Source organism: Polaromonas sp. P1_G2 (genome assembly GCF_056405515.1).
In genome coordinates, this window is record NZ_JBFUBY010000063.1 from 1 (window position 1) to 24,824 (window position 24,824).

19 protein-coding genes, 3 tRNA genes and 1 pseudogene are annotated in these 24,824 nt (G+C 64.8%); 16 read left to right on the forward strand and 7 right to left on the reverse strand.

All coding sequences use genetic code 11. The features are described 5' to 3' along the window. The 3 genes from AC1D0P_RS08960 to AC1D0P_RS08970 form a co-directional block, all read right to left on the reverse strand. A partial coding sequence (locus tag AC1D0P_RS08960) for an RNA-binding S4 domain-containing protein (RefSeq protein WP_477676414.1) occupies positions 1–364 on the reverse strand: 364 nt, incomplete at its 3' end. A 52-nt stretch (positions 365–416) separates the two neighbouring features. Continuing rightward, a complete protein-coding gene (locus tag AC1D0P_RS08965) occupies positions 417–1,817 on the reverse strand; it encodes a sensor histidine kinase (RefSeq protein WP_477676430.1) in 1,401 nt (466 codons plus the stop codon). 11 nt (positions 1,818–1,828) lie between these two features. Further along, entirely contained in the window at positions 1,829–2,533 is a 705-nt protein-coding gene (locus AC1D0P_RS08970) for a response regulator transcription factor (RefSeq protein WP_477676415.1), read from the reverse strand. Positions 2,534–2,677: 144 nt separating this feature from the next. On the opposite strand from AC1D0P_RS08970, the gene AC1D0P_RS08975 reads away from it, so the two are divergent. From AC1D0P_RS08975 to AC1D0P_RS08995, 5 genes are all read left to right on the forward strand, one after another. Then, positions 2,678–3,637 (forward strand): Bug family tripartite tricarboxylate transporter substrate binding protein, encoded by a 960-nt coding sequence (locus tag AC1D0P_RS08975; RefSeq protein WP_477676416.1) that lies wholly within the window; start codon positions 2,678–2,680, stop codon positions 3,635–3,637. Positions 3,638–3,769: 132 nt separating this feature from the next. Beyond that, positions 3,770–4,288: a tripartite tricarboxylate transporter TctB family protein gene (locus AC1D0P_RS08980; protein ID WP_477676417.1), complete on the forward strand. Its 519-nt coding sequence runs from the start codon at positions 3,770–3,772 to the stop codon at positions 4,286–4,288. Position 4,289: 1 nt separating this feature from the next. Continuing rightward, positions 4,290–5,792, forward strand: coding sequence for a tripartite tricarboxylate transporter permease (locus tag AC1D0P_RS08985; RefSeq protein ID WP_477654551.1), 1,503 nt, complete (start codon positions 4,290–4,292; stop codon positions 5,790–5,792). Between the two features lie 26 nt (positions 5,793–5,818). Further along, positions 5,819–6,844 (forward strand): Bug family tripartite tricarboxylate transporter substrate binding protein, encoded by a 1,026-nt coding sequence (locus AC1D0P_RS08990; RefSeq protein ID WP_477676418.1) that lies wholly within the window; start codon positions 5,819–5,821, stop codon positions 6,842–6,844. Positions 6,845–6,966: 122 nt separating this feature from the next. Then, positions 6,967–7,944: a Bug family tripartite tricarboxylate transporter substrate binding protein gene (locus AC1D0P_RS08995; RefSeq protein WP_477676419.1), complete on the forward strand. Its 978-nt coding sequence runs from the start codon at positions 6,967–6,969 to the stop codon at positions 7,942–7,944. Positions 7,945–7,956: 12 nt separating this feature from the next. Here AC1D0P_RS08995 and hemH read toward each other — a convergent pair whose 3' ends face one another. After that, entirely contained in the window at positions 7,957–9,090 is a 1,134-nt protein-coding gene (gene hemH / locus AC1D0P_RS09000) for a ferrochelatase (protein WP_477676420.1), read from the reverse strand. Between the two features lie 34 nt (positions 9,091–9,124). Between hemH and AC1D0P_RS09005 the strand changes: the two genes are divergently transcribed. Both AC1D0P_RS09005 and AC1D0P_RS09010 read left to right on the forward strand, forming a co-directional pair. Next, a complete protein-coding gene (locus AC1D0P_RS09005; protein ID WP_477654555.1) occupies positions 9,125–9,820 on the forward strand; it encodes an HAD family hydrolase in 696 nt (231 codons plus the stop codon). Between the two features lie 43 nt (positions 9,821–9,863). Next, positions 9,864–10,496 carry a glutathione S-transferase family protein gene (locus AC1D0P_RS09010; protein WP_477676421.1) on the forward strand — a complete coding sequence of 211 codons (633 nt, stop codon included), beginning with the start codon at positions 9,864–9,866 and terminating at the stop codon, positions 10,494–10,496. Between the two features lie 40 nt (positions 10,497–10,536). On the opposite strand, the gene hpnE is transcribed toward AC1D0P_RS09010, so the two are convergent. The 3 genes from hpnE to hpnC are packed head-to-tail and all read right to left on the reverse strand — an operon-like array spanning position 10,537 to position 13,582. Next, positions 10,537–11,817, reverse strand: a complete 1,281-nt coding sequence (gene hpnE, locus AC1D0P_RS09015) for a hydroxysqualene dehydroxylase HpnE (RefSeq protein ID WP_477676422.1) — start codon at positions 11,815–11,817, stop codon at positions 10,537–10,539. Positions 11,818–11,819: 2 nt separating this feature from the next. Continuing rightward, positions 11,820–12,662 (reverse strand): presqualene diphosphate synthase HpnD, encoded by an 843-nt coding sequence (hpnD, locus tag AC1D0P_RS09020; protein ID WP_477676423.1) that lies wholly within the window; start codon positions 12,660–12,662, stop codon positions 11,820–11,822. A gap of 59 nt (positions 12,663–12,721) precedes the next feature. Next, positions 12,722–13,582 carry a squalene synthase HpnC gene (gene hpnC / locus AC1D0P_RS09025; protein WP_477676424.1) on the reverse strand — a complete coding sequence of 287 codons (861 nt, stop codon included), beginning with the start codon at positions 13,580–13,582 and terminating at the stop codon, positions 12,722–12,724. Positions 13,583–13,704: 122 nt separating this feature from the next. On the opposite strand from hpnC, the gene AC1D0P_RS09030 reads away from it, so the two are divergent. From AC1D0P_RS09030 to AC1D0P_RS09070, 9 genes and pseudogenes are all read left to right on the forward strand, one after another. Continuing rightward, positions 13,705–14,874, forward strand: coding sequence for an efflux RND transporter periplasmic adaptor subunit (locus AC1D0P_RS09030; protein WP_477676425.1), 1,170 nt, complete (start codon positions 13,705–13,707; stop codon positions 14,872–14,874). 7 nt (positions 14,875–14,881) lie between these two features. Continuing rightward, a pseudogene (locus AC1D0P_RS09035) lies at positions 14,882–17,946 on the forward strand (efflux RND transporter permease subunit). 118 nt (positions 17,947–18,064) lie between these two features. Beyond that, a tRNA-Leu gene (locus AC1D0P_RS09040) sits at positions 18,065–18,151 on the forward strand. A 115-nt stretch (positions 18,152–18,266) separates the two neighbouring features. Then, a complete protein-coding gene (gene tig / locus AC1D0P_RS09045; protein ID WP_477676426.1) occupies positions 18,267–19,577 on the forward strand; it encodes a trigger factor in 1,311 nt (436 codons plus the stop codon). 167 nt (positions 19,578–19,744) lie between these two features. After that, positions 19,745–20,401, forward strand: a complete 657-nt coding sequence (clpP, locus tag AC1D0P_RS09050) for an ATP-dependent Clp endopeptidase proteolytic subunit ClpP (protein ID WP_477676427.1) — start codon at positions 19,745–19,747, stop codon at positions 20,399–20,401. 150 nt (positions 20,402–20,551) lie between these two features. Then, complete coding sequence (gene clpX, locus AC1D0P_RS09055) at positions 20,552–21,817, forward strand: ATP-dependent Clp protease ATP-binding subunit ClpX (RefSeq protein WP_477676428.1); 1,266 nt, start codon at positions 20,552–20,554, stop codon at positions 21,815–21,817. Positions 21,818–21,932: 115 nt separating this feature from the next. After that, the gene (gene lon / locus AC1D0P_RS09060) at positions 21,933–24,362 is read left to right on the forward strand and encodes an endopeptidase La (RefSeq protein WP_477676429.1); all 2,430 of its coding nucleotides are present in this window, start codon (positions 21,933–21,935) and stop codon (positions 24,360–24,362) included. A gap of 70 nt (positions 24,363–24,432) precedes the next feature. Continuing rightward, positions 24,433–24,508, forward strand: a tRNA-Gly gene (locus AC1D0P_RS09065). Between the two features lie 96 nt (positions 24,509–24,604). Then, positions 24,605–24,678, forward strand: a tRNA-Cys gene (locus AC1D0P_RS09070). Positions 24,679–24,824 lie beyond the last annotated feature (146 nt).

Here is a 24,824-nt window from a genome sequence, read left to right on the forward strand (position 1 = left end):
TGTCCAAGGTGCGCCGGTCGCGCTTGGTGGGGCGGCCGTGTTCCTGGGCGCCGGCCGGGTCGCCTGACAGGCGGCGCTGCTCGGCCGCCTCGGCCTTCAGGCGCAGGCTTTCTTCGGTTTCTTCATAGAGCTGCTGGGCCACTGGGGCTGAGCCGCGCTGGCTGCTGATGCCGCGTACCACCACGGTGCGGTGGACCTGGCCCTGGCGCAGTGCCACGGTATCGCCGGACTTGACCTCGCGCGCGGGCTTGACCTCGATGCCGTTGACCTTGACCCGGCCTTTGTCGATTTCCTCGACCGCGAGCGCGCGGGTTTTGTAAAAGCGGGCGGCCCACAGCCATTTGTCGATGCGCAATTTATCCATTGGCGGCTATTTTGAACCAATACCCAACACCCCTGCCGGGCGCGTGGGCGCTTCAAGCCGTAGGCAGGCGGACCACCGCGTCCAGCCCGGTCACCTGGCCGTGCACGACCCGGTTTTCCAGCGTGATGCTGCCGTGCATGGTCTCGACGATTTCGCGGCAGATGGCCAGGCCCAGGCCGGAGCCGTGGCGCACGTCACCTGCTGAAAACGGCTCGTAAAGCCGTGCCGACAGCTCGGCCGACACGCCGGGCCCGCTGTCGCTGAGGGTCATCGCGACAAAGCTGGCATCGCGCACGATGCGCACGGCCAGCGTGCCGCCGGCCGGCGTGTGCTTGATGGCGTTGTGCAGCAGGTTGCGCGTGAGTTCGCCCAGCATCCACTCATGCGAGCGGACCTGCGCGGGCACGGTTTCAATCTCGAAGTCGATGTCTTTTTCGGCGATCAGCGGCGACAGGTCCAGCGCCACCGAGCGCACCACCTGCGCCAGGTCTATGGCCTGCAGGTCGGCCTGCTGGCGCAACTGCTCCACCTTGGCCAGGGCCAGCATCTGGTTGGCCAGCAGGGTGGCGCGGTCCACGGTCTGGTTGATCTCGCCGAGCGCGTCGCGCGCCTCCATGTCGCCGCGCAGCGCCGACTGCACCTGCACCTTGAGCACCGCCAGCGGCGTGCGCAGCTGGTGGGCCGCGTCCCGCACAAAGCGCTTCTGGTTGTCCAGCAGGTGTTGCAGGCGGCCCATGACCTGGTTGGTCGCCTCGATCAGCGGCAGCAGCTCGCGCGGGGCGTCGGGCGCGGCGATGGCCGTCAGGTCGCCCTCGGGACGCGCCTTGAGTTCGGCGCTGAGCCGGCGCACCGGCCGGGTGGCGCGCTGCACCACCACCACCGCGACCAAGGCGATCACCGCCAGCAGGATGGCCTGGCGCCACAAGGTGTCGAACAGGATCTTGCGCGCCAGCGTCTTGCGCAGCTCCAGCGTCTCGGCCACCTGCACCACCGCCATGGCGCGGCCCTTGCCGCTGGCCACCGGCTGCAGCAGCACGGCCACGCGGACCGGTTCCTCGCGGAACACGTCGTCGTAAAAATCCACCAGCGCCGAATACGGCGGGCGGATCGGGATTTCGCCGTGCCAGAAAGGCAGCTGCGCAAAACCGGATACGACGTCCCCCTTGAGGCTGGACACGCGGTAGAACAAGCGGCTCTGGTTGTCGGCTTCGAAGGCCTCCAGCGCGGCATATGGCACGGTCACGCGCAGCTCCGACTGCTCGTCGTAGCCGGTGACGTCGAGCTGCTCGCCGATGGATTTGGCTGAGGCCAGCAGGGTGCGGTCGTAGGCGGTGTTGACCGCGGCCAGCGCCTGGCGGTACAGGCTGGCGGTGTTCACGATGATCAGCACGCCGACGGGAAGCAGGATGCCGGTCAGCAGGTAGCGCCTCAGCGAGGTGGCTCTCGTTCCCATCGCGGCGCTTGTCACGTATCCACTTTCAGCAGGTAGCCCAGGCCGCGCAGCGTCACCAGCGTGACGCCGGTGTGGGCGAGTTTTTTGCGTAGCCGGTAGACCACCACTTCGACGGCCTCGTACTGCACGTCGGTTTCGCCGGGAAACACCAGCTCGAAGAGCCGCTCTTTGGACACCGCATGGCCAGGCTTGGCGATCAGGGTCTGCAGCAGGGCCAGCTCGCGCGGCGTGAGTTCCAGCACCTGGTCGCGGTGGTAGATCGCGCCGCTTTCCCTGTCGTAACGCAGGTGGCCGACGAACTGCGGCGCGGCACCGGGCTCCGCGCCGGCCGGGGGGCGGCGGCGGCTCAGGGCGCGCAGCCGCGCCTCGAGTTCGTCCAGGTCAAAGGGTTTGGGCAGGTAGTCATCGGCGCCGGTGTTCAGGCCCATGATGCGGTCGCCGACGGTGCCGCGGGCCGTGAGGATCAGCACCGGGGTCGTCAGCCCCTGGCCGCGCGCCTGCGCCAGCACCTGCAGGCCGTCCAGGCCGGGCAAGGTCAGGTCCAGTACCACGACGTCGGGCTGCGTGGCCGTCCACTGCGCCAGGGCCTGGCGCCCATCGGTGCAGCCGGAAACCTCCATGCCGCGCCGGCCCAGGGCGCGCTGCAGCGCCGCCTGCATGGAGGCGTCGTCCTCCACCAGCAGCAATTTGACCGTGGGAATCAGGGTGGGCATCATGGGTTGGGGCCTGTTAACAGGCCCTAGACATTAGCACTTTCCCCAGTCCCGGCGGACAGCCGTTTGACAGCCAGGGGGTGCATGATAGGCGGGTTATCAGCCATCCGGGCGTCCCCGGGCGCCCATTCCACAGGAGACATCTACATGCGTCGCGATACCTTTCTCAAATCCCTGGCGGCTCTGGCCGCGACCGGTGCCTTGCCCATGTCGGCCTTTGCCGCCTCCAACATCAAGATGTTGATTCCCGCAAATCCCGGCGGCGGTTGGGACACCACGGGCCGTGCGCTCGGCAAGGCGATGACTGACGCCAAGGTGGCCGACACCGTCACCTACGACAACAAAGGCGGCGCCGCCGGCGCGCTGGGCCTGGCCCAGTTCGTGAACGGCTCCAAGGGCGACCCCAACGCGCTGATGGTGATGGGCGCCGTGATGCTGGGTGGCCTGATCACCGGCAAGCCGCCGGTCAGCCTGTCGCAGGCCACGCCGATCGCGCGCCTGTCCAGCGAATACAACGTCTTCGTGCTGCCTGCCAATTCGCCCTTCAAGACCATGAAGGACGTGGTCGACCAGCTCAAGAAAGATCCCGGCAGCGTGAAGTGGGGCGGCGGTTCGCGTGGTTCCACCGAGCACATTGCCGCGGCCATGATCGCGCAAAAGGTCGGCGCCGATCCTTCCAAGATCAACTACGTCGCCTTCCGTGGCGGCGGTGAGGCCACGGCGGCCATCCTGGGCGGCAACGTCACGGTGGGCGGCAGCGGCTACAGCGAGTTCGCCGAGTACATCAAGGCCGGCAAGATGCGCGCCATCGCCGTGACCTCCGGCAAGCGCCTGCCCGGCGTGGACGTGCCCACGCTCAAGGAGCAGGGCATCGACGTGGAAATCGGCAACTGGCGCGGCGTCTACGGCGCGCCCGGCATCACGGCCGAGCAGCGCAAGGCACTGACCGACCTGGTGCTGGCCGCGCTGAAATCGCCGGCCTGGGCCGAAGCCGTCAAGAAAAACGACTGGACGCCGGCCGTCCTGTCGGGCGACGCCTTCGCCAAGTTCGTCGACGACGACTTCGCCGCCCTGCGCGCCACCATGGTCAAGTCCGGCATGGTCTGACCCTTCACGCTTTCGCGCTTCGCGTATAGCGGCGGAACGCCGCCCCGGGCTCAAATTCGATGAAATTTGACGAAAGGGCGGCGTACCGCCAGACTGCTTGTGTCCGCCCCACGTCTTTCGGGAACTATAACGATGACAAACTCAGATCCCTCGGCCGCCTGGCCGCAAACCCTGGTTGGCGCCGGCGTGCTGCTGACCGGCCTGGCGCTGGCCTTCGGCGCGATCGGCATCTCGTCCGAAGCCGGCTACGGCGGCGTCGGCCCCAACTTCCTTCCCTGGCTGGTCTCCATCGGGCTCACGGTCTGCGGCGCCTGGATCGTCTGGGAAGCGCGCAGCGGCGGCTTTCGGGAACTGGATGCTCCCCCGGGCGCCGACCAGGCCTACTGGCCGGGTTTCGTCTGGGTCTCGGCGGGGCTGTTGCTCAATGCGGCGCTGATCACCACCATAGGTTTCATACTGAGCTGCACGCTGTGCTACCTGCTGGCGGTGCAGGGCCTGCGCCGCGCGGGGGGCCAGACCGGCGTCAATGCGCCGCGCACCTGGATCACAGACTTCCTGGTGGGGCTCGCGATTTCCGCACCGGTGTTCTGGATGTTCACGAAATTCCTGGCCATTAACTTGCCAGGCCTGACCAGCACGGGGTGGATCTGATATGGAAATCTTCAATGCCCTGATGGCGGGTTTCGCGACGGCGATCACGCCGGTCAACCTGCTCTGGTGCCTGGTCGGCTGTGCCTTGGGTACGGCCGTGGGCGTGCTGCCCGGCATAGGCCCGGCGGTGGCGGTGGCCATGTTGCTGCCCATCACCGCCAAGGTCGACATCACCGCCTCGATGATCTTCTTCTCGGGCATCTACTACGGCGCCATGTACGGCGGCTCCACCACCTCCATCCTGCTGAACACGCCCGGCGAAACCGCCAGCATGGTCACGGCCATGGAAGGCAACAAGATGGCCAAGAGCGGGCGCGCCGGCGCCGCGCTCGCCACGGCGGCGATCGGCTCGTTTTTTGCCGGCACCATCGCCACCGTCATCGTCACGCTGTTCGCGCCCTTTGTCGCGGAGTTCGCGGTCAAGCTCGGACCGCCGGAGTATTTCCTGCTGATGCTGCTGGCCTTCACCACGGTGAGCGCCGTGCTGGGCAAAAGCACCTTGCGCGGCATGACGGCCTTGCTGGTCGGCCTGGCCGCCGGCTGCGTCGGCCTGGACCAGATCTCGGGCCAGGGCCGTTACACCGGGGGCATCCCGGAGCTGCTCGACGGCATTGAAATCGTGCTGGTGGCGGTCGGCCTGTTCGCGGTCGCGGAAGTGCTCTATGCCGTGCTCTACGAGGGCAAAACGGTGGAAGACCAGAACAAGCTCAGCCGCGTGCACATGACCAAGGCCGACTGGAAGCGATCGATTCCGGCCTGGTTGCGCGGCACCGCGATCGGCACGCCTTTCGGCTGCATTCCGGCCGGCGGCACCGAGATACCGACCTTCCTGAGCTACGCCACGGAAAAGAAACTGGCGAGCCCCGAGATCAGGGCCGAGTTCGGCACCAAGGGCGCCATCGAAGGTGTGGCCGGCCCCGAGGCGGCCAATAACGCCACGGTGACGGCGGCGCTGATTCCGCTGCTCACGCTGGGCATCCCGACCTCGAACACCACGGCCATCCTGCTGGGCGCGTTCCAGAACTACGGCATCCAGCCCGGGCCGCAACTGTTCACCACCTCCGCCGCGCTTGTGTGGGCGCTGATCGCCTCGCTCTACATCGGCAACGTCATGCTGCTGGTGCTCAACCTGCCCATGGTAGGCCTGTGGGTCAAGCTGCTGAAGATCCCCAAGCCGCAGCTTTATGCGGGCATCCTGATTTTCGCGACGGTGGGCGCCTACGGCATGCGGCAAAGCGCGTTCGATTTGTTCCTGCTCTATGCCATCGGCCTGCTGGGCGTGCTGATGCGCCGGTTCGACTTCCCCACCGCGCCCGTGGTGGTCGGCATGATCCTGGGCCCCCTGGCCGAAGCGCAGCTGCGCAACGCCATGTCGATAGGCGAGGGCAGCGCCATGGTGTTCTTCCAGCGCCCCATGTCGATCACGCTGGTCGTGATCGTGGTGGCGGTGCTGGTGCTTCCGCGCCTGGCCAAGTACTGGACGACGAGGAAGACCGCAAGCTGAAAGTTCCAACCACAGAAGGAGACGACATGCTGAACCTCAAACGACGCGCGGCCCTGGGAGGGATAGGGCTGGGACTGGCGACACTGGGCGGGGCCATCCCCGCGTGGGCGCAGACGGCGGCCAAGCCGCCGGCGGCGGGTGCACAGCCCAAAGCCAGGGCGGCCAAACTGGCGCCCAAACTGCGCATCGTGATCCCGGCCAATGCCGGCGGCGGCTGGGACCAGACCGGCCGCGCCTTGGGTACGGCCCTGGTAGGTGCCGGCGCGACGGATGAGATCGAGTATGAAAACAAGGGCGGCAAGGGCGGCACCATAGGCCTGTCCTACTACGCCGAAAAATACAGCGCCGACCCCAACACCCTGCTGATGGGCGGCATGGTCATGGTGGGCGCGGTCGCCTTGCAAAAGCCGGCGGTGGACATGAGCCGCATCCGGCCGATCGCGCGCCTGACCAGCGACTACCTCGTGGTGGTGGTGGCCGCCAACTCGCCGGTGCGCACCATCGCCGACCTGGCCGGGCGCATGCGCGCCAATCCCAAGGATGTTCCCATCGCGGGCGGCTCCGCCGGCGGCGTGGACCACGTGTTCGCCGGGGTGTTCACCCGTGCGGCCGGCAGCAAGCCGGAAGAGCTGGTGTACCTGCCCTTTGCCGGCGGCGCCGAGGTGGTGCAGGCCGTGCTCGGTGGCAAGGCTGCGGCCGGTATCTCCGGTTACAGCGAATTCGCCGACGAGTTGGCCAGCGGCAAGCTGCGCGCCATCGGCGTGTCGTCCAAGCGCACGGTGTTCGGCATTCCCGCCATCCGCGAGCAAGGGGTGGACGTGGACATGGCCAACTGGCGCGGCGTGTTCACCGGCCAGAACGTGGCGGAGGCCCGCCAGGCGGAAATGCTGGAAGCCGTGAAGGCCGCCACAGGCCATGAGTCCTGGCAGAAAACGCTGAAGCAGAACCACTGGGAGTCTTCGCTGCTGTCGGGCCCCAGCCTCGCGAGCTTCATCGACTTTGACCTGACCACTTCGCGGGTCATGGTGCATCTGCTCAAGCTCAAGGCCTGAGCCGCGCTGGTGCGCGCTGCGTGTGGCATGGAAAGTGCTCAGATGCAATTGACCGGGTACTGGATGAAACACCTAGCCATTGCCTGAAAACTGCATCTACCATGGCCTTGGAGGGGGAAAACATGCTGACTATCCAACGACGCACGGTTCTCGGCGGACTCGCCGGGCTTGGAATGGCCGCACCGCTTTGGGCCCAGTCCGCGCCCAAGGGCAAACTGGCGCCCAAGCTGCGCATCGTCATTCCCGCCATGTCCCGCACCTCACTCGATGAAGCCGGCCGCGCCCTGGGCGATGCGCTGGTGGGCCAGGGCCTGAGCGACGAGATTGAATACGAGAACAAGGAAGGCGGCAACGGCACCGCCGGCCTGGCCTGGTACGTGCAGAAGTACAACGCCGACCCCAACACGTTTTTTATGGGCGACAGCAACCTTGTGGGCGCGATCGCGCTGCAAAAGCCGGCCGTGGACCTCGGCAAGGTCAAGCCCGTGGCGCGCCTGACCAGCGACTACCCGGTGGTAGTGGTGGCGGCCGCCTCGCCGATCAAGACCATCAACGAACTGGTGGAACGCCTGCGTGCCAATGCCAAGCAGACGACCATGGCCATAGGCGCGGTGGGCGGTGCCGACCACGTGTTCGCGGGGCTGCTGGCAAAAGCCGCCGGTGCCAGGCCGGAGGATGCGGTCTACCTGCCGTTCGCACGTAACTTCGAGCTGGTGGACGCGGTGATGGGCGGCAAGGCGGCGGCCGGTGTTTCCAGCTTCGGCACCTTCAGGGCGGAGCTGGCCGGCGGCAAGCTGCGCGCCCTCGGCGTCTCTTCCAAAAAAGCCGCTTACGGCGTCAAGTCGGTGCGTGAGCAGGGCCTGGACGTTGACCTCACCAACTGGCGCGCCGTGTTCACCGGCGCCGGCGTGCCGGCCGCGCGGCAGGCCGAGATGGTGGAGGGCGTGAAGGCCTCGCTGGCCTATGAGCTCTGGAAGAAGACGCTCAAGGAAAGTTATTGGGAGCAGTCCTGGATGTCGGGGCCGGACCTCGGCAACTTCATCGACTTCGATGTGAAGACGACGCAGCTGATGGTGCAGCTGCTCAAGCTCAAAGCGTAAAGCCCTGAGGGCTTACTTGGGCGCGCCCAGGGCCAGGGCCCGCTCGCGCGAAGCCGCCTTTGCCTTGGCGGTGTCTGCGGCATCGGCTTGCTGCACCGGCCAGCCCGCCAGGTGCTGCTGCGCGATTTCGGCCAGCCCGGCGATCCATTCGTGGCTGTCGTTGAGGCAGGGGATGTAGCCGAACTCCTTGCCGCCCGCGTGCAGAAAGGCTTCACGCGCTTCCATATTGATCTCTTCCAGCGTCTCCAGGCAGTCGCCGGTAAAGCCCGGGCAGACCAGGTCGACCCGCTTGACGCCGGCCTGCGCCATGGCCACCAGTGTGGGTTCGGTATAGGGCTGCAGCCATTTGGCCTTGCCGAAACGCGACTGGAAGGTGACCTTGTACTGCGCGGGCTCCAGGCCCACCTGGGCAGCCAGCAGGCGCGCGGTCTTGTGGCATTCGCAGTGGTAGGGATCGCCCAGCGCCAGCGTGCGTTCGGGCACGCCGTGAAAGCTCATGACCAGTTGCTCGGCGCGGCCCTGGGTACGCCAGTGCTCGCGCACGCGCGCGGCCAGTGCTTTGATGTAGCCCTCATGGTCGTGGTAGTGGTTGACGAAGCGGAACTCGGGGATGCGGCGAATCCGCGACGCCCAGCGGTAGACCGCGTCAAAGACGCTGGCGGTGGTGGTGCCGCTGTACTGCGGATAGGCGGGCAGTATGAGCACGCGCTCCACGCCGTCCGCCTTGAGCTGGTCCAGCTGCGAGGCGATGGAGGGGCTGCCGTAGCGCATGGCGTAGCGCACTTCGACGGGATGGCCGCGCACCGCCAGGTAGCCGCGCAGCATGACAGCCTGCTTCTGCGTCCAGACCCGCAGCGGCGAGCCTTCCTTCATCCAGATGCTGGCGTATTTGGCGGCCGACTTTTTGGGCCGCACGCGCAGGATGATGCCGTGCAGGATCAGCCACCACAGCGGCTTGGGGATTTCGACCACACGCGGGTCGCTCAGGAATTCGGCGAGATAGTGGCGCAGCGCCGGCGCCGTGGCTTCGTCAGGGGTTCCCAGGTTGCACAGCAGGACGGCGGTGGTGGAAGAAGCGGCCGGGCCGACGGGCGGTGCGCCGTGGGAGAAGGGCGGCTCGGCAGCGAAGCGGGGGCGAAAAAACATGGGTTATTCTCGCCTATCCATCCTGCTTTCACCAATGCTAGACCTGACCACCATCAAAGCCATCACGCTAGACCTCGATGACACCTTGTGGCCTATCTGGCCGGCCATCGAAAGAGCCGAGAAAGCGCTGGATGACTGGCTGAGCCAGCATGCGCCCATGACCGCGGCGCTGTTTTCCAACCCCGCCGCGCGTCATGAGATCCGCGAGCACGTCACGCGCTCGCGCCCCGAACTCAAGTACAACCTGAGCGCCATACGCCGCGAGGCGATACGGCTGGCGCTGTACCGCTCGCGCGAAGATCCCTTGCTGGCTGAGCCTGCATTCGATGTTTTTTACGACGAACGCAACAAGGTCACCCTGTTTGAGGATGCGGTGCTGGCGCTCGAGTTCCTGTCCGGCCGCTACCCGCTGGTGGCGGTGTCCAACGGCAACGCCGACGTCAAGCGCATCGGCATCGACAGCTATTTCAAAGCCAGCATCAGCGCCCAGCAGTTCGGCGTGGGCAAACCCGACCCGCGCATCTTCCATGCTGCCGCGGGCGCTGTGGAGGTGTTACCGGCCGAGGTGCTGCATGTGGGCGACGATGCGACGCTGGACGTGCTGGGCGCGCTCAATTGCGGCATGCAGACGGTCTGGGTCAACCGCTCCGACCAGCTGTGGGCGCATCCCGCCGTGCCGCACGAGACGGTGACCACGCTGACGGAGTTGTGCGACCTGTTCCCGCGTTGACGCGGCCGGCCGGCACTCCAGGGCTTTTCTCGAAGGGGCTTTCATGACGCTCAAGATCTACGGCACGGCAGCCTCGCGCGCGGCGCGCCCACTGTGGCTGGTCCACGAAATGGGACTGGCCCACGAACACATCGCGCTGCCCTACGCGGGCGGCGCAACGCGCACGCCGGAATTTCTCGCCATCAACCCGAACGGCCGCATCCCCGTGGTGGACGACGACGGCGTACTGGTCTGGGAGTCCATGGCGTGCGTGCTCTACCTGGCCGAGCGCTTCAAGACGCCGGATGCGCCGCTGCTGGCCGCGCAAAACCATGCGGAGCAGGCCGAGATCCTGCGCTGGAGCTTCTGGGTGGTGACCGAGTGCGAGAAAGACGCGCTGGCGTTTTTGATGCACCGCATCATGATGCCGGCGGATCGCCGCAAGCCCCAACTGGCCGACGATGCCGAGCGCCACCTGCTCACGCCCTTGAGCGTGCTCGATCAGCACCTGCAGGCACGCCCCTACCTGGCCGGCGAGCGCTTTACCGCGGCCGATATCTGCGTGGCGTCTGTCCTGGCCTGGGTGCAGGGCGCTGCCGGCCTGATGGCGCAATGCCCGCGCGTGGATGAATGGTTGCAGCGCTGCCTGTCGCGGCCGGCTTACCGCACGGTGCGTTTGATGGCCAAGACTGCCTGAGTCTGGCGCCGCCGGCAAGGCCGGCCAGAGAGAGCTGCTCTCAATGAAGGTGCCGAGCAGCTTCAAGCCCTGAGCGCACCGCACCCTCCAGCGTCGCGGGGTAGGGCCCGGCGATGTAGTCGCCGCAGGCATACAGGCCTGGCGCGATCTCGGCACCAGGGCGCTGCAGGCCCGGCGTGCAGGCAAAGGTGGCGCGCTTCTCGACAATGGTTTGCACCGCCTGCATCCCGCCCAGCCCCAGATGCCACAGCTGCGCTTTCGCCTGTGCCAGCACCTGCGCGGTCAGCGTGGCGCTGTCGCCGGTGCTGGCACTGATCACAAAAGCCAGCAGGCCGGCCGGCCCGCCCAGTTGCCCACGGTCAAAGACAAATTGGGCCGGCTCCGCGGCATTGGAAGGCAAGGCCAGCATGGGCAGCGGCAGGCGCGCGCCCGAAGCGTAGGCATAGACGGTTGTGAGGGCTTCGTGCTGCAGGCCCTGTGCCTGCGCCAGCCAGTCCGCCGCGGCCACGCCGCTGCCTTCCACCAGCCGCGCGGCTTCCTGCGGCGGGCAGGCCAGCACCACGCAGTCGAAGGCCGCGCTGGTGTCGGTGCTCACGACCCAGCCTGAACCAAGGGGCGCGACGGCCTGTACGCGCGCGCCCAGCTGCGGCGCGCTGCCTTGCGCGGCCAGCCAGGCCAGCGCCGCGTCGGGCAGCAGGGTGCTGAGGTCGGTGCGCGGCAGCAGCAGGTTGGAACCGCCGCTTTCCGAGAACAGCGCATCGCGCATCACGCGCAGGAAAACCTGGCCGCTGGCGCGTTCGGCGGGTGTGTTGAGCGCCGAGACGCACAGCGGCTCGATCAGCGCGGCCATAGCGCCGGGCGCCAGGCCGCGGCACAGGTCGGCGACCGACTGCCCGGGTTCGCACTGGAATTTTTTGAGTTGCCAGCCGATCGCGACCTTGAGCATGGAGAGCTTGTCTGCCAGGGGCCATCCGTGTGCCAGGAGAATGCCGGCCAGCGCGTCGAGCGGGGCCGGGAGTTGCGGCAGCTTCAGGCCGTCGCCGTCGGGGAATTGCAAGGTCAGCGGCATCCGCAGCAGCGCGGCATCGGCGTCCACGCCCAGGTCCTTCATCAGGCGCAGGGTTTCGGCATAGGCGCCGATCAGGATGTGCTGGCCGTTGTCAAGCACCACCGGCTCACCTGAGAGGGTGCCGCCCACGCGGCGCGCCCGCCCGCCCGCGATGCGGGTGGTTTCAAACAGCGTGGCCTGGTAGCCCAGGCGTGTGGCTTCCACGGCGGCCGCGCAGCCGGCCCAGCCTGCGCCTATCACTGCAACTCTCATTTTTAGACGACCCGACCAAATGCCTGGGTTTTCCAGGCGAGCCAGAACTTGCGCAGCGGCGTCAGGCTGACGCGCTGGTGCAGCACCTGGTAGCCGTCGGCGGCGATTTCACGCAGCAGCGTGCGGTAGATGCTGGCCATCATGAGGCCGGGCTTTTGCGCGCGGCGGTCGGCTTCGGGCAGCATGGCCAGTGCTTCGTCGTAGAGCGCGAGGGCGCGCTCTGTCTGGAATTTCATGAGTGCGCTGAAGCGGTCGGAGTACTGGCGCTTGAGGAGTTCGTGCGCTTTCACGTCGAACTGCTGCAGTTCATTGACGGGCAGGTAGATGCGCCCGCGCATGGCGTCTTCGCCCACGTCGCGGATGATGTTGGTGAGCTGGAAAGCCAGGCCCAGCTTGTGGGCATAGGCTGTGGTGGCCTCGTCGGTCTGGCCGAAAATGCGCGCGGCCACTTCACCCACGATGCCGGCCACCAGGTGGCAATACTGCTTGAGGCCGGGAAAATCGAGGTAGCGGTTTTGCTCCAGGTCCATCTGGCAGCCATCAATCACGGCCTGCAGGTGGCGTGCCTCGATGCGGTAGGTGGCGGCCAGCGGCATCAGCGCCTTCATCACGGGGTGTGTGGGCTCGCCGGCGTAGGACTTGAGGACTTCGGTTTGCCACCAGGCCAGCTTGGTGCGGGCCACGCCGGGGTCGGTGACCTCGTCGACCACGTCGTCGATTTCGCGGCAAAAAGCGTAGAAGGCCGTGATGGCGGCGCGGCGCTCTTTGGGTAAAAACAGGAAGGCGTAATAAAAACTGCTGCCGGATGCGGCGGCTTTTTGCTGGACATACTGCTCGGGCGTCATGCGGTAATTGTCACATGGGTTCGCGCGCGGCCAAGGAGGCCCGAGCGGACCTGCACTGGCTACATGAACAGCGCGCGCCAGCCCATCACCGCGAGGTCCCAGGGATTGAGCCTGGGGCGACGCTGCAGGGTGGTGAAGCCCTGTGCTTCTATCTTGTCCAGGATGCGCAGGCCGCCTTGCACCACCAGGCGCAGTTCCCAGCCGCCGCGTCCGGGTATCTTTTTGGCCAGGGGGGCGCCCCTGAGCATCATCGCGCGGGCGGCGTGCACATGCTCGGCGATCAGCGCTGTGGTGGACGGGCCAGCCTCCAGCGCCAGCAGTTGCGCTTCGTCGACGCCGTGGCGGGCCCAGGCGTCGGCGGGCAGGTAGATGCGGCCGCGCGGGATGTCGACGCCGAGGTCCTGCCAGAAATTGATCAGTTGCAGGGCGGTGCAGATCTCGTCGCTCATCTGCAGGGAAGCAGCATCCTGCAGGCCGTAGAGGTGCAGCAGCAGCCGGCCCACGGGGTTGGCTGAGCGCTTGCAGTAATCCAGCAGTTCCGCCTCATCGGCATAACGCTGCTTGACCGCGTCCTGCTCGAAGGCGCTGAGCAGGTCGGCCAGCAGGTTGACGGGGAGTTCAAACCGGGCCAGCTGCGGTTTCAGTTGCCCGAAGACTGCGGCCCAGCGCGGCGAGGCGGGCAGGCCTGCGGCGGTCGCCATCAGGTCGGCGCGGTAGGCGGCGAGGTCGGCGAGGCGGGTCTGCGGCGTCGCGTCGCCCTCGTCGGCGATGTCGTCGGCCGTGCGGGCGAACCAGTAAATCGCCGCGATGGGCGGGCGCAGGCGTGGCGGGCACAGCAGCGAGGCGACAGGGAAGTTTTCGTAGTGCGACACCCCCTGGAGAGGTACGGGCGCGCTGGGCTGTTGGAGGCCTGGGGTCATGCGGGCGATTGTCGCTTGACAAGCCCTGGCATTTACCCTAGATTACTAACCGGTCAGTCAGTAGTGAGTTTTCCAAGCTTTTCCTGGCTGCTTGCCGTCCGAGTTTTCACACCCATTCGACCATGAATAAAACCGTTTTCTCCCTGGTGGGCGCCGCCGTATTGCTGGCAGCCTGTTCCAAGTCCGCCCCACCTGAGGAACCGGTTCGCGCCGTGAAGGTGGTTACCGTGGGGATCAACGCGTTTTCGTCCAGCCATGAGTATGCGGGCGAGGTCAAAGCCCAGGTCGAGTCCAGGCTGGGCTTTCGGGTCGGCGGCAAGATCATCAAGCGCCAGGCTGAACTGGGCCAGCGCGTGAAGGCCGGGCAGGTTCTGGCCCAACTGGACCCGCAGGATTACAAGCTGGCCGCTGACGCGGCCCGCGCCCAGGTGAACGCGGCGGCCACCAACCGCGACCTCGCGGCTGCCGACTTCAAGCGCTACAAGGAGCTCAAGGAGCAGAACTTCATCAGCGGCGCCGAACTGGAGCGCCGTGAAACCACGCTCAAGGCGGCGCAGGCCCAGCTCGAGCAGGCGCAGTCGCAGTTCGCGGTGCAGGGCAACCAGGCCAATTACGCGGCGCTGGTCGCCGACGTGTCCGGTGTGGTGACGGCCATTGAGGCCGAACCGGGCCAGGTCGTGACGGCGGGCGCACCGGTGGTGCGCATCGCGGCGGACGGTGTGCGTGACGTGGTGTTCTCGGTGCCCGAGGATAAGGTGGCCGGGATCAAGACCGGCTCGGCGGTGAAGATACGCGTCTGGTCGCAAAACGCCGAGCTGGACGGCAAGGTCCGCGAGGTGGCCGCCAGCAGCGATCCGGTCACGCGCACTTACACCGTCAAGGTTTCTATCGATGCCAAGGAGCCGCCGCCTCTGGGCGCTACTGTGTATGTGGTGCCCGAATCCGGCGCCGCCGTGGGCGCGCCGGTGATCAAGCTGCCGACCACGGCGCTGCGCCAGGAAGGCAAGGCCACGACCGTGTGGGTGGTCGACAAGGCCACGATGACGGTCAAGCCGCAAATCATCCAGGTCGCGACGGCCGACGGCAACGAGGTGGTTGTGGGGTCGGGGCTGCAGCCCGGCATGCTGGTGGTGAGCGCTGGCGTGCATGTGCTGTCGCCGGGCCAGAAGGTCACGCTCTACCAGCCCAGTGTGGCCCTGGCCGGCGCCACGCCGGTGCAGGCGGCGGGAGTGACTCCGGTCTCCGCTGGCGCCGCTTCGGCGCCCGCATCCGCTGCCTCCGGCGTGAAGTGAGGCGGCCATGACGCAAGCCCACCAAGACGGCAATAGCCCTGCCGGCGAACTCGCTTCGCCCTCGACCCGCTTCAATCTTTCCAAATGGGCGCTGGACCATCCGGCGCTCACGCGCTACCTGCTGCTGGTGCTGATGATCCTGGGCTTCGCGTCCTACTTCCAGCTCGGGCAGGACGAGGATCCGCCTTTCACCTTCCGCGCCATGGTGGTGCGCACCTACTGGCCGGGCGCCACGGCGCAGCAGGTGGCCGAGCAGGTCACCGACAAGCTGGAGCGCACGCTGCAGGAAGCGCCGTATTCCGACCGCATCCGCAGCTATTCCAAGCCCGGCGAATCGCAGATCATTTTCCAGATCAAGGACTCCTCCAAGCCGGCTGAAGTCGCCAACGTCTGGTATTCGGTTCGCAAGAAGATAGGCGACATGCGCGGCACCTTGCCGGGCGGCATCCAGGGGCCGTTCTTCAATGATGAGTTCGGTGACGTCTACGGCGTGATCTACGCGCTCGAATCCGACGGCTTCAACTACGCCGAGGTCAAGACCTTCGCCGACGATGTGCGCCAGCAGCTGCTGCGCGTGCCCGACGTGAGCAAGGTGGAGCTTTTCGGTGTGCAGGATGAAAAAGTCTTCATCGAGATTTCGCAAAAGCGCCTGGCGCAGCTGGGGCTGGACCTGAACCAGGTGCTGGCCCAGCTCGGCCAGCAAAACGCCATTGAATCGGCCGGCGCGGTGCAGACGCCGCTGGACGTGGTGCAGGTGCGCGTGGCGGGCCAGTTCGAGGTGATAGAGCAGCTGCGCGCCATGCCGATACGCGGCAGCTCGGGCGGCCAGCTGCAGCTGGGCGACATCGCCGAGATCAAGCGCGGCTATGTGGACCCGCCTTCCGTGAAGGTGCACCACCAGGGCAAGGAAGTGATCGCACTGGGCGTTTCCATGGCCAAGGGCGGCGACATCATCGCGCTGGGCAAGTCGCTCACGGCGCTGTCGGCCCGCATCGAAAAAACCCTGCCGGCAGGCATCAAGCTCGTGAACGTGCAGAACCAGCCCAAGGCGGTGGCCACCTCGGTCAATGAATTCGTGCGCGTGCTGATCGAGGCCGTGGTGATCGTGCTGGCGGTGAGCTTCATCAGCCTGGGTTTTCACAAGCGCCCGACCAACGGCGGGGGCCCGTTGCCGCTGTGGAGGCGTTATTACATCGACATGCGGCCCGGCCTGGTGGTGGGCATCACCATTCCGCTGGTCCTGAGCCTGACTTTCCTGGCCATGTGGTACTACGGCATAGGGCTGCACAAGATTTCGCTGGGCTCGCTGATCATTGCGCTGGGCCTGCTGGTGGACGACGCCATCATTGCCGTCGAAATGATGGTGCGCAAGATGGAAGAAGGCTACGACAAGGTGCGCGCCGCCACCTTCGCCTACGAGATCACCGCCATGCCCATGCTGACGGGCACGCTGATCACCGCCGCGGGTTTTCTGCCCATCGGCCTGGCTAAATCCACGACCGGTGAATACACCTTCGCGATTTTCGCGGTGACGGTGATCGCGCTGGTGCTGAGCTGGATCGTCTCGGTGTACTTCGTGCCCTACCTGGGCACGCTGCTGCTCAAGGTGCCGCCGCATGTACAGGAAGTGGCCGCCGGCAAGGACAGCCCGCACGAGATGTTCGACAGCCCGTTCTACAGCAACTTCCGCAAGACGCCAGGCGCGTGGAACAGCGCCTGATGAAGGAAGAGGGCGTCACCACGGTCAGCACCTGGATAGGTTCGGGCGTGCCGCGCTTTTATTTGCCGCTGGACCAGGTTTTTCCGCAGACCAACGTCTCGCAGATGATCGTGTTGCCCAAGGACCTGAAGGTGCGCGAATCGCTGCGCATCAAGCTGCCGGCCTTGCTGGCCACCGAATTCCCCGAGGTCCGCGGCCGCGTCAAGCTGCTGCCCAACGGCCCACCGGTACCTTACCCGGTGCAGTTCCGCGTGGTGGGCATAGACCCGCTGGTGCTGCGCGAGCGCGCCGACGAGGTCAAGGCGGTGATGCGCGAAAGCGGCAACACGCGCGGCGTGAACGACAACTGGAATGAGTCGGTCAAGGTGCTGCGCCTTGAGGTGGACCAGGCCAAGGCGCGCGCGATGGGCGTGACCAGCCAGTCGATCGCCCAGGCCTCGCGCACCATCCTGGCGGGCACGCAGGTGGGCCAGTTCCGCGAAGGCGACAAGCTGATCGACATCGTGCTGCGCCAGCCGCTGGACGAGCGCAACGCAATCACCGACATCGGCAATGCCTATCTGCCCACGGCGTCGGGCAAATCGATCCCGCTCACGCAGATCGCCAAGCCGGTGTTCACCTGGGAGCCGGGCGTGATGTGGCGGGAGAACCGCGACTACGCCATCACGGTGCAGAGCGACATCGTGGAAGGCCTGCAGGGCGCCACCGTCACGCAGGAACTGATGCCCAAGCTCAAGGCGCTGGAAGCCAAATGGCTGGACAAGGGCATGACGGGCTACCGCATCCAGGTGGCCGGCGCGGTGGAGGAGAGCTCAAAGGGCTCGTCTTCGATTGTTGCCGGCTTGCCAATCGCGGGCTTCCTGATTCTTACCTTGCTGATGCTTCAGTTGCACAGCTTCAGCCGGACCATGCTGGTCTTTGTGACCGGCCCGCTGGGTATTGCCGGCGTGGCCGCCGCGCTGTTGCTGCTGGGACGGCCTTTCGGTTTCGTTGCGCTGCTGGGCGTTATCGCGCTGATGGGCATGATCCAGCGCAATTCCGTGATCCTGATCGACCAGATCGAGCAGGACCGCGCCCGCGGCGTGCCGGCCTGGGACGCGATCGTCGAATCGGCCGTGCGCCGGTTGCGGCCCATCGTGCTGACGGCGGCCGCCGCCGTGCTGGCCATGATCCCGTTGTCGCGCAGCGTGTTCTGGGGGCCTATGGCCGTTGCCATCATGGGCGGCCTGGTCGTGGCGACGGTGCTGACGCTGCTGGCCTTGCCGGCCATGTATGCGGCCTGGTTCCGCGTCAAACGCGAAGGTAAGCAGGAAACGAAGCCGCACCCGGCTGAAACAGCACTGCCGGCCTGATTCTCCCTGGCCGTCCGCCCGGACGCAAAAACTGGGCGCGATACCGGCTAAAATAGAGAGTTGACCGATTTCAAGCGGGGATTCGGAGGTTTTTCGGATTCCCGTTTTTATTTCCGGCGCGCGGGTGGCGAAATTGGTAGACGCACCAGGTTTAGGTCCTGACGCCAGCAATGGTGTGGGGGTTCGAGTCCCCCTCCGCGCACCACCCTGAGGCTTGCGGACGGCAATTCTTGCGTCCATGCGCTCAGGCGTTGCGGAAAACCCGCGACATGCCAGGTGAAAACCTGTTTTGACTATTTTTTGATCTTAGGAAGACCATCATGGCCGTGACTGTTGAAACCCTTGAAAAGCTCGAGCGCAAAATGACGCTCACGCTGCCCGTCAACACCATCCAGTCGGAAGTTGACACCCGCCTGAAGCGCCTGGCCCGCACGGTCAAGATGGACGGCTTCCGTCCCGGCAAGGTCCCCATGAACGTGGTGGCCCAGCGTTACGGCTATTCGGTGCACTACGAAGTCATGAACGACAAGGTCGGTGAAGCCTTCGCCGTGGCCGCCAACGAAGCCAAGCTGCGCGTCGCCGGCCAGCCCCGCATCAGCGAAAAAGAGGGTGCACCCGAAGGCGAACTCGCATTCGACGCGGTGTTCGAGGTTTACCCTGAAGTCAAGATCGCCGACCTGTCGGGTGCCCAGGTGGAAAAAGTCAGCGCCGACGTCAGCGACGCGGCCATCGACAAGACCCTGGACATCCTGCGCAAGCAGCGCCGCACCTTCGCCCAGCGCGCCGCCGATGCGCCTGCGCAAGACGGCGACCGCGCCACCATCGACTTTGAAGGCAAGATCGACGGTGAGCCCTTTGCCGGCGGCAAGGCCGAGGACTACCAGTTCCTGATCGGCGACGGCCAGATGCTCAAGGAATTCGAAGATGCCGTGCGCGGCATGAAGACCGGCGAAAGCAAGACCTTCCCGCTGAACTTCCCTGCCGACTACCACGGCAAGGACGTGGCCGGCAAACAGGCCGACTTCCTCGTGACGGTCAAGAAGGTCGAAGCCGCCCACCTGCCCGAAGTCAACGAAGCTCTGGCCAAGTCGCTGGGCATTGCCGACGCGACGGTCGAAGGCCTGCGCGCCGACATCAAGAAAAACCTCGAGCGTGAAGTCAAGTTCCGCCTGCTGGCCCGCAACAAGAACGCCGTGATGGACGCACTCGTCGCCAACGCCGAACTCGACCTGCCCAAGTCCAGCGTTCAGGCTGAACTGGACCGCATGATCGAAGGCGCCCGCGCCGACTTGAAGCAGCGCGGCATCAAGGACGCCGACAAGGCGCCGATCCCCGAAGAAATCTTCCGCCCGCAAGCCGAAAAGCGCGTGCGCCTGGGCCTGGTGGTGGCCRAGCTGGTGCGCACCAACGACCTGCAGGCCAAGCCTGATCAACTCAAGGCGCACATCGAAGAGCTGGCCGCCAGCTACGAGAAACCGCAGGACGTGGTGCGCTGGTACCTGAGCGACAACCGCCGCATGGCCGAAGTCGAGGCCGTTGTGATCGAAAACAACGTCACCGACTTCGTGCTGGGCAAGGCCAAGGTCACCGAAAAAGCCATTTCCTTCGACGACCTGATGGGCCAGAACTGATTCTTCACGGCCTTTCCTGATCTTTCCTGACCTTGGGGCTTGCGCTTTGCGGCGCAGGCCCCAATTTCATTGGGCTACGGCATGGCGGCCTGTGAATCCGCTGTCAGCCCCCGCCGAAACTGCCTGATGGAGTTTTTGGGTACAGTACAAACATCTCTGGAGAAAACATGATGGTCCGAAACAGTATTTACGGCGGCGCCTATACCGGCCCGCAAGCCGGCGCCCAGGATGCGCAAGGCCTGGGCATGGTGCCCATGGTCATCGAGCAGTCCGGCCGCGGCGAGCGCTCCTACGACATTTACTCGCGCCTGCTCAAAGAGCGCGTGATCTTCCTGGTGGGCCCGGTCAACGACCAGACCGCCAACCTGGTGGTGGCCCAGCTCTTGTTCCTGGAAAGCGAAAACCCGGACAAGGACATTTCCTTCTATATCAACTCCCCGGGCGGATCCGTCACGGCCGGCATGGCGATTTACGACACCATGCAGTTCATCAAGCCTGACGTCTCCACCCTTTGCGTGGGAATGGCAGCCAGCATGGGCGCTTTCCTGCTGTCGGCCGGCACCAAGGGCAAGCGTTTCTCGCTGCCGAACTCGCGCGTGATGATTCACCAGCCTTCAGGCGGCGCGCAAGGCCAGGCCACCGACATCGAAATCCACGCCCGCGACATCCTCAAGACGCGTRACCAGCTCAACCGGATCATGGCCGCCAACTGCGGTCAGCCGGTTGAAAAGATCGAACGCGATACTGAACGGGACTATTTCATGTTTGCGGACGAGGCCAAGGAATATGGCCTGGTCGACCAGGTCATCGCCAAGCGGCCCTGAGCGTCCGGGGCGGTAAAGCCGGCCAAAACGGCTTAAAACCCCCTCAAGTTGCTCTGCAACAACGGCGTTTTCTGTAACAGAAACGCCGTTTTTTTATTGGTTATCATTAGGTAACAGTTCCCTCCAGGCACCTTAAAGGCATCCCCACCAATGGCCGAGAAAAAAGGCTCCTCCAGCGAAAAGACTTTGCACTGCTCTTTTTGCGGTAAAAGTCAGCACGAAGTTAAAAAACTGATCGCTGGCCCCTCGGTATTCATCTGCGACGAATGCATCGATCTCTGCAACGAGATCATCCGCGACGAACTTCCCGCCGGCGAAGATGTCCGCGAAACCCGCACCGATTTGCCCACCCCTCTTGAAATCAAGGGGACGCTGGACGGCTATGTGATCGGCCAGGAGCCGGCCAAGCGCACGTTGGCCGTGGCGGTGTACAACCACTACAAACGCCTGCGCCACAAGGAAAAAGCCAAAAAAGACGACGTGGAGCTGACCAAGAGCAATATCTTGCTGATCGGCCCCACCGGCTCGGGCAAAACCCTGCTGGCCCAGACCCTGGCGCGCACGCTCAACGTGCCTTTCGTGATGGCCGACGCCACCACGCTGACCGAGGCCGGCTATGTGGGCGAGGACGTCGAAAACATCATCCAGAAGCTGCTGCAAAGCTGCAACTACGAAGTCGAGCGTGCCCAGCAGGGCATCGTCTACATCGATGAAATCGACAAGATCTCGCGCAAGTCCGACAACCCCTCCATCACGCGCGACGTGTCGGGCGAGGGCGTGCAGCAGGCGTTGCTCAAGCTGATCGAAGGCACCATGGCTTCGGTGCCGCCGCAGGGCGGCCGCAAGCAYCCGMASCAGGATTTCCTGCAGGTSGACACGACCAACATCCTGTTCATYTGYGGCGGCGCYTTCGCCGGCCTGGAAAAAGTCATTGAAAACCGCACCGAAGCCTCGGGCATGGGATTCGGGGCGACTGTCAAAAGCAAGAAGTCCCGCACCCTGACCGACGCCTTCAAGGAAGTCGAGCCGGAAGACCTGATCAAGTTCGGCCTGATCCCCGAACTGGTGGGCCGCATGCCCGTGGTCGCCACGCTGGCCGAACTCAGTGAAGATGCGCTTGTGCAGATCCTGACCGAGCCGAAAAATGCCGTGGTCAAGCAGTTCAGCAAGCTGCTGGCCATGGAAGGTGTGGACCTCGAGATTCGCCCGTCCGCGCTCAAGGCCATCGCGCGCAAGGCATTGGCCCGCAAGACCGGCGCGCGCGGCCTGCGTTCCATCCTGGAGCAGTCGCTGATCGACACCATGTTTGACCTGCCCAATGCCAGCAATGTCGACAAGGTTGTCGTGGACGAGTCCACAATCGAGGAAAGCAAGGCCCCCTTGCTGGTTTACCGAGAAGCGGCCAAGAAAGCCTGAGCATCACAAAGGCTGGCCGGAATGCTTGAAAAGCGCCTCCCGCGCCCCATGTCTGGGTTGATTGTGTTTCGCCGGGCCATGCAACTGGCTGCCACGGCCAACGTTTAAGGTTTATATGTCCGGACAAACTTCATTGCCTTCCACCCCCATCGACCTGCCTCTCCTGCCCTTGCGGGACGTGGTGGTCTTTCCGCACATGGTKATCCCGCTGTTCGTGGGCCGTCCCAAGAGCATCAAGGCGCTGGAGTCGGCGATGGAGGCCGAGCGCCGCATCATGCTGGTGGCGCAAAAAGCCGCCGCCAAGGACGAGCCCTCCGTCGAGGACATGTTCGAAGTCGGCTGCGTCGCCACCATCCTGCAACTGCTCAAGCTGCCCGACGGCACGGTGAAGGTGCTGGTCGAAGGCCAGCAGCGCGCCACCGTCAACAAGATCGAAGAAGGTGAGCAGCATTTCTCGGCCAATGTCACGCCCGTCGAGACGGTGGTCGTGATCGCCGGCGACAAGACCAGCGAAATCGAGGCCCTGCGCCGCGCGGTGATGCAGCAGTTCGACCACTACGTCAAGCTGAACAAAAAAATACCGCCCGAAATCCTCACCTCGATCTCCAGCATCGACGACGCCGGCCGCCTGGCCGACACGATTGCCGCGCACCTGCCGCTCAAGCTCGACGCGAAGCAGGTGATCCTGGACCTGGCCAACGTCAAGGCGCGGCTCGAGAACCTCTACGAGCAGCTCGAGCGCGAGGTCGACATCCTCAACGTCGACAAGAAGATCCGCGGCCGCGTAAAGCGCCAGATGGAAAAGAACCAGCGCGACTTCTACCTCAACGAGCAGGTCAAGGCCATCCAGAAGGAACTGGGCGAAGGCGAAGAKGGCGCGGACATCGAAGAGATCGAAAAGAAGATCAAGTCCGCCAAGATGCCGCAGGAAGCGCGCAAGAAGGCCGAGAGCGAGCTCAAGAAGCTCAAGCTCATGTCGCCCATGTCCGCCGAGGCAACGGTGGTGCGCACCTACATCGACGTGCTGACCGGCCTGCCCTGGAGCAAGAAGACCAAGATCAAGCACGACCTGGGTAATGCCGAGAACGTGCTCAACGAAGACCACTACGGGCTCGAGAAGGTCAAGGACCGTATCGTCGAATACCTCGCGGTGCAGCAGCGCGTCGACAAGCTCAAGGCGCCCATCCTGTGCCTCGTCGGGCCTCCCGGCGTGGGCAAGACCTCGCTGGGCCAGTCCATCGCCAAGGCGACCGGCCGCAAATATGTGCGCATGGCCCTGGGCGGCATGCGCGACGAGGCGGAAATCCGCGGCCACCGCCGCACCTACATCGGCGCTTTGCCGGGCAAGGTCCTGCAAAGCCTGACCAAAGCCGGTACGCGCAACCCGCTGTTCCTGCTCGACGAGATCGACAAGCTGGGCACAGACTTCCGCGGCGACCCTTCCAGCGCGTTGCTGGAGGTGCTGGACCCGGAACAGAACCACACCTTCGGCGACCACTACGTCGAGGTCGACTTCGACCTGAGCGACGTGATGTTCGTCGCCACCTCGAACTCGATGAACATTCCGCCGGCCCTGCTGGACCGCATGGAAGTCATCCGCCTGTCCGGCTACACCGAGGACGAAAAAACCAGCATTGCCATGCGCTACCTGCTGCCCAAGCAGGTCAAGAACAACGGCGTGAAGGAAGATGAGCTGGAAGTGCAGGAGCAGGCAGTGCGCGACATCGTGCGCTACTACACGCGTGAAGCCGGCGTGCGTTCGCTGGAACGCGAACTCTCCAAGATCTGCCGCAAGGTCATCAAGGGCATCCAGCTCAAGAAGATGGAACCCAAGGTCGTCGTCACGCCGGACAACCTCAACGATTTCCTGGGTGTGCGCAAATTCAACTACGGCCGCGCCGAGCAGCAAAACCAGGTCGGCCAGGTCGTGGGCCTGGCATGGACCGAGGTCGGCGGCGACCTGCTGACCATTGAAGCCGCCATGATGCCCGGCAAGGGCGTGATCACGCGCACCGGCTCGCTGGGCGACGTCATGAAGGAATCCGTTGAGGCCGCGCGCACGGTGGTGCGCAGCCGTTCCAAGATGCTTGGCATCAAGGACGAGATGTTCGAGAAACGCGACATCCACATCCACGTTCCCGATGGCGCGACGCCCAAGGATGGCCCAAGCGCCGGCGCCGCGATGACGACGGCTTTTGTTTCCGCCATGACGGGCATCCCGGTGCGCGGCGATGTGGCCATGACGGGCGAGATCACGCTGCGCGGTGAAGTCACGGCGATCGGCGGCCTGAAGGAAAAGCTGCTGGCGGCWYTGCGYGGCGGCATCAAGACCGTGCTGATTCCCGAGGAAAACGCCAAGGACTTGCAGGAGATTCCCGACAACGTCAAAAGCGGCCTGGAGATCGTGCCGGTGAAATGGATAGACCAGGTGCTGCAGGTTGCGCTCGAACGCCAGCCTGTTCCCCTGACGGATGAAGAAGCCGCTGTCGCTGCGCCGGCTGCTGCGGCAGCGCCAGCGGAAGCCGCGGGCACCGTCAAACATTAAGTCTTTGGCAAAGTTTTTTTGGACAGTTTGGAAAAGTCGAAAAACTACGCTATAATTTGAGGCTGTTATCGCGGGAGTAGCTCAGTTGGTAGAGCGCAACCTTGCCAAGGTTGAGGTCGAGAGTTCGAGACTCTTCTCCCGCTCCAATTTAAAGGGCAGCACTTCAAAATGCTGTCCTTTTTCATTGGGGGTTTCATATAAATAGCGACAAGCCAGCGGGCTTGCCGAGGCAGACAGAATACGGCGCGGTAACAAAGCGGTTATGTACCGGATTGCAAATCCGGCTAGCCCGGTTCGACTCCGGGCCGCGCCTCCACCAAACCCTTGCAATCAGCCCCAGCCATGGGGCTTTTTTGTTTGACAATACGTTGTGAGACGCCGGGCCGGATGTTCTGCACGGAGCCTTGCGTAAAGCGTTTGAGCCTGAGTGGTGAAATAGGTAGACACAGCGGACTTAAAATC

Bases quoted from the DNA above. Each gene is read 5' to 3' on its own strand.
- AC1D0P_RS08965 (WP_477676430.1), bottom strand. From the start codon at position 1,817: ATGGGAACGAGAGCCACCTCGCTGAGGCGCTACCTGCTGACCGGCATC.
- AC1D0P_RS08970 (WP_477676415.1), bottom strand. From the start codon at position 2,533: ATGATGCCCACCCTGATTCCCACGGTCAAATTGCTGCTGGTGGAGGAC.
- AC1D0P_RS08975 (WP_477676416.1), top strand. From the start codon at position 2,678: ATGCGTCGCGATACCTTTCTCAAATCCCTGGCGGCTCTGGCCGCGACC.
- AC1D0P_RS08980 (WP_477676417.1), top strand. From the start codon at position 3,770: ATGACAAACTCAGATCCCTCGGCCGCCTGGCCGCAAACCCTGGTTGGC.
- AC1D0P_RS08985 (WP_477654551.1), top strand. From the start codon at position 4,290: ATGGAAATCTTCAATGCCCTGATGGCGGGTTTCGCGACGGCGATCACG.
- AC1D0P_RS08990 (WP_477676418.1), top strand. From the start codon at position 5,819: ATGCTGAACCTCAAACGACGCGCGGCCCTGGGAGGGATAGGGCTGGGA.
- AC1D0P_RS08995 (WP_477676419.1), top strand. From the start codon at position 6,967: ATGCTGACTATCCAACGACGCACGGTTCTCGGCGGACTCGCCGGGCTT.
- hemH (WP_477676420.1), bottom strand. From the start codon at position 9,090: ATGTTTTTTCGCCCCCGCTTCGCTGCCGAGCCGCCCTTCTCCCACGGC.
- AC1D0P_RS09005 (WP_477654555.1), top strand. From the start codon at position 9,125: ATGCTAGACCTGACCACCATCAAAGCCATCACGCTAGACCTCGATGAC.
- AC1D0P_RS09010 (WP_477676421.1), top strand. From the start codon at position 9,864: ATGACGCTCAAGATCTACGGCACGGCAGCCTCGCGCGCGGCGCGCCCA.
- hpnE (WP_477676422.1), bottom strand. From the start codon at position 11,817: ATGAGAGTTGCAGTGATAGGCGCAGGCTGGGCCGGCTGCGCGGCCGCC.
- hpnD (WP_477676423.1), bottom strand. From the start codon at position 12,662: ATGACGCCCGAGCAGTATGTCCAGCAAAAAGCCGCCGCATCCGGCAGC.
- hpnC (WP_477676424.1), bottom strand. From the start codon at position 13,582: ATGACCCCAGGCCTCCAACAGCCCAGCGCGCCCGTACCTCTCCAGGGG.
- AC1D0P_RS09030 (WP_477676425.1), top strand. From the start codon at position 13,705: ATGAATAAAACCGTTTTCTCCCTGGTGGGCGCCGCCGTATTGCTGGCA.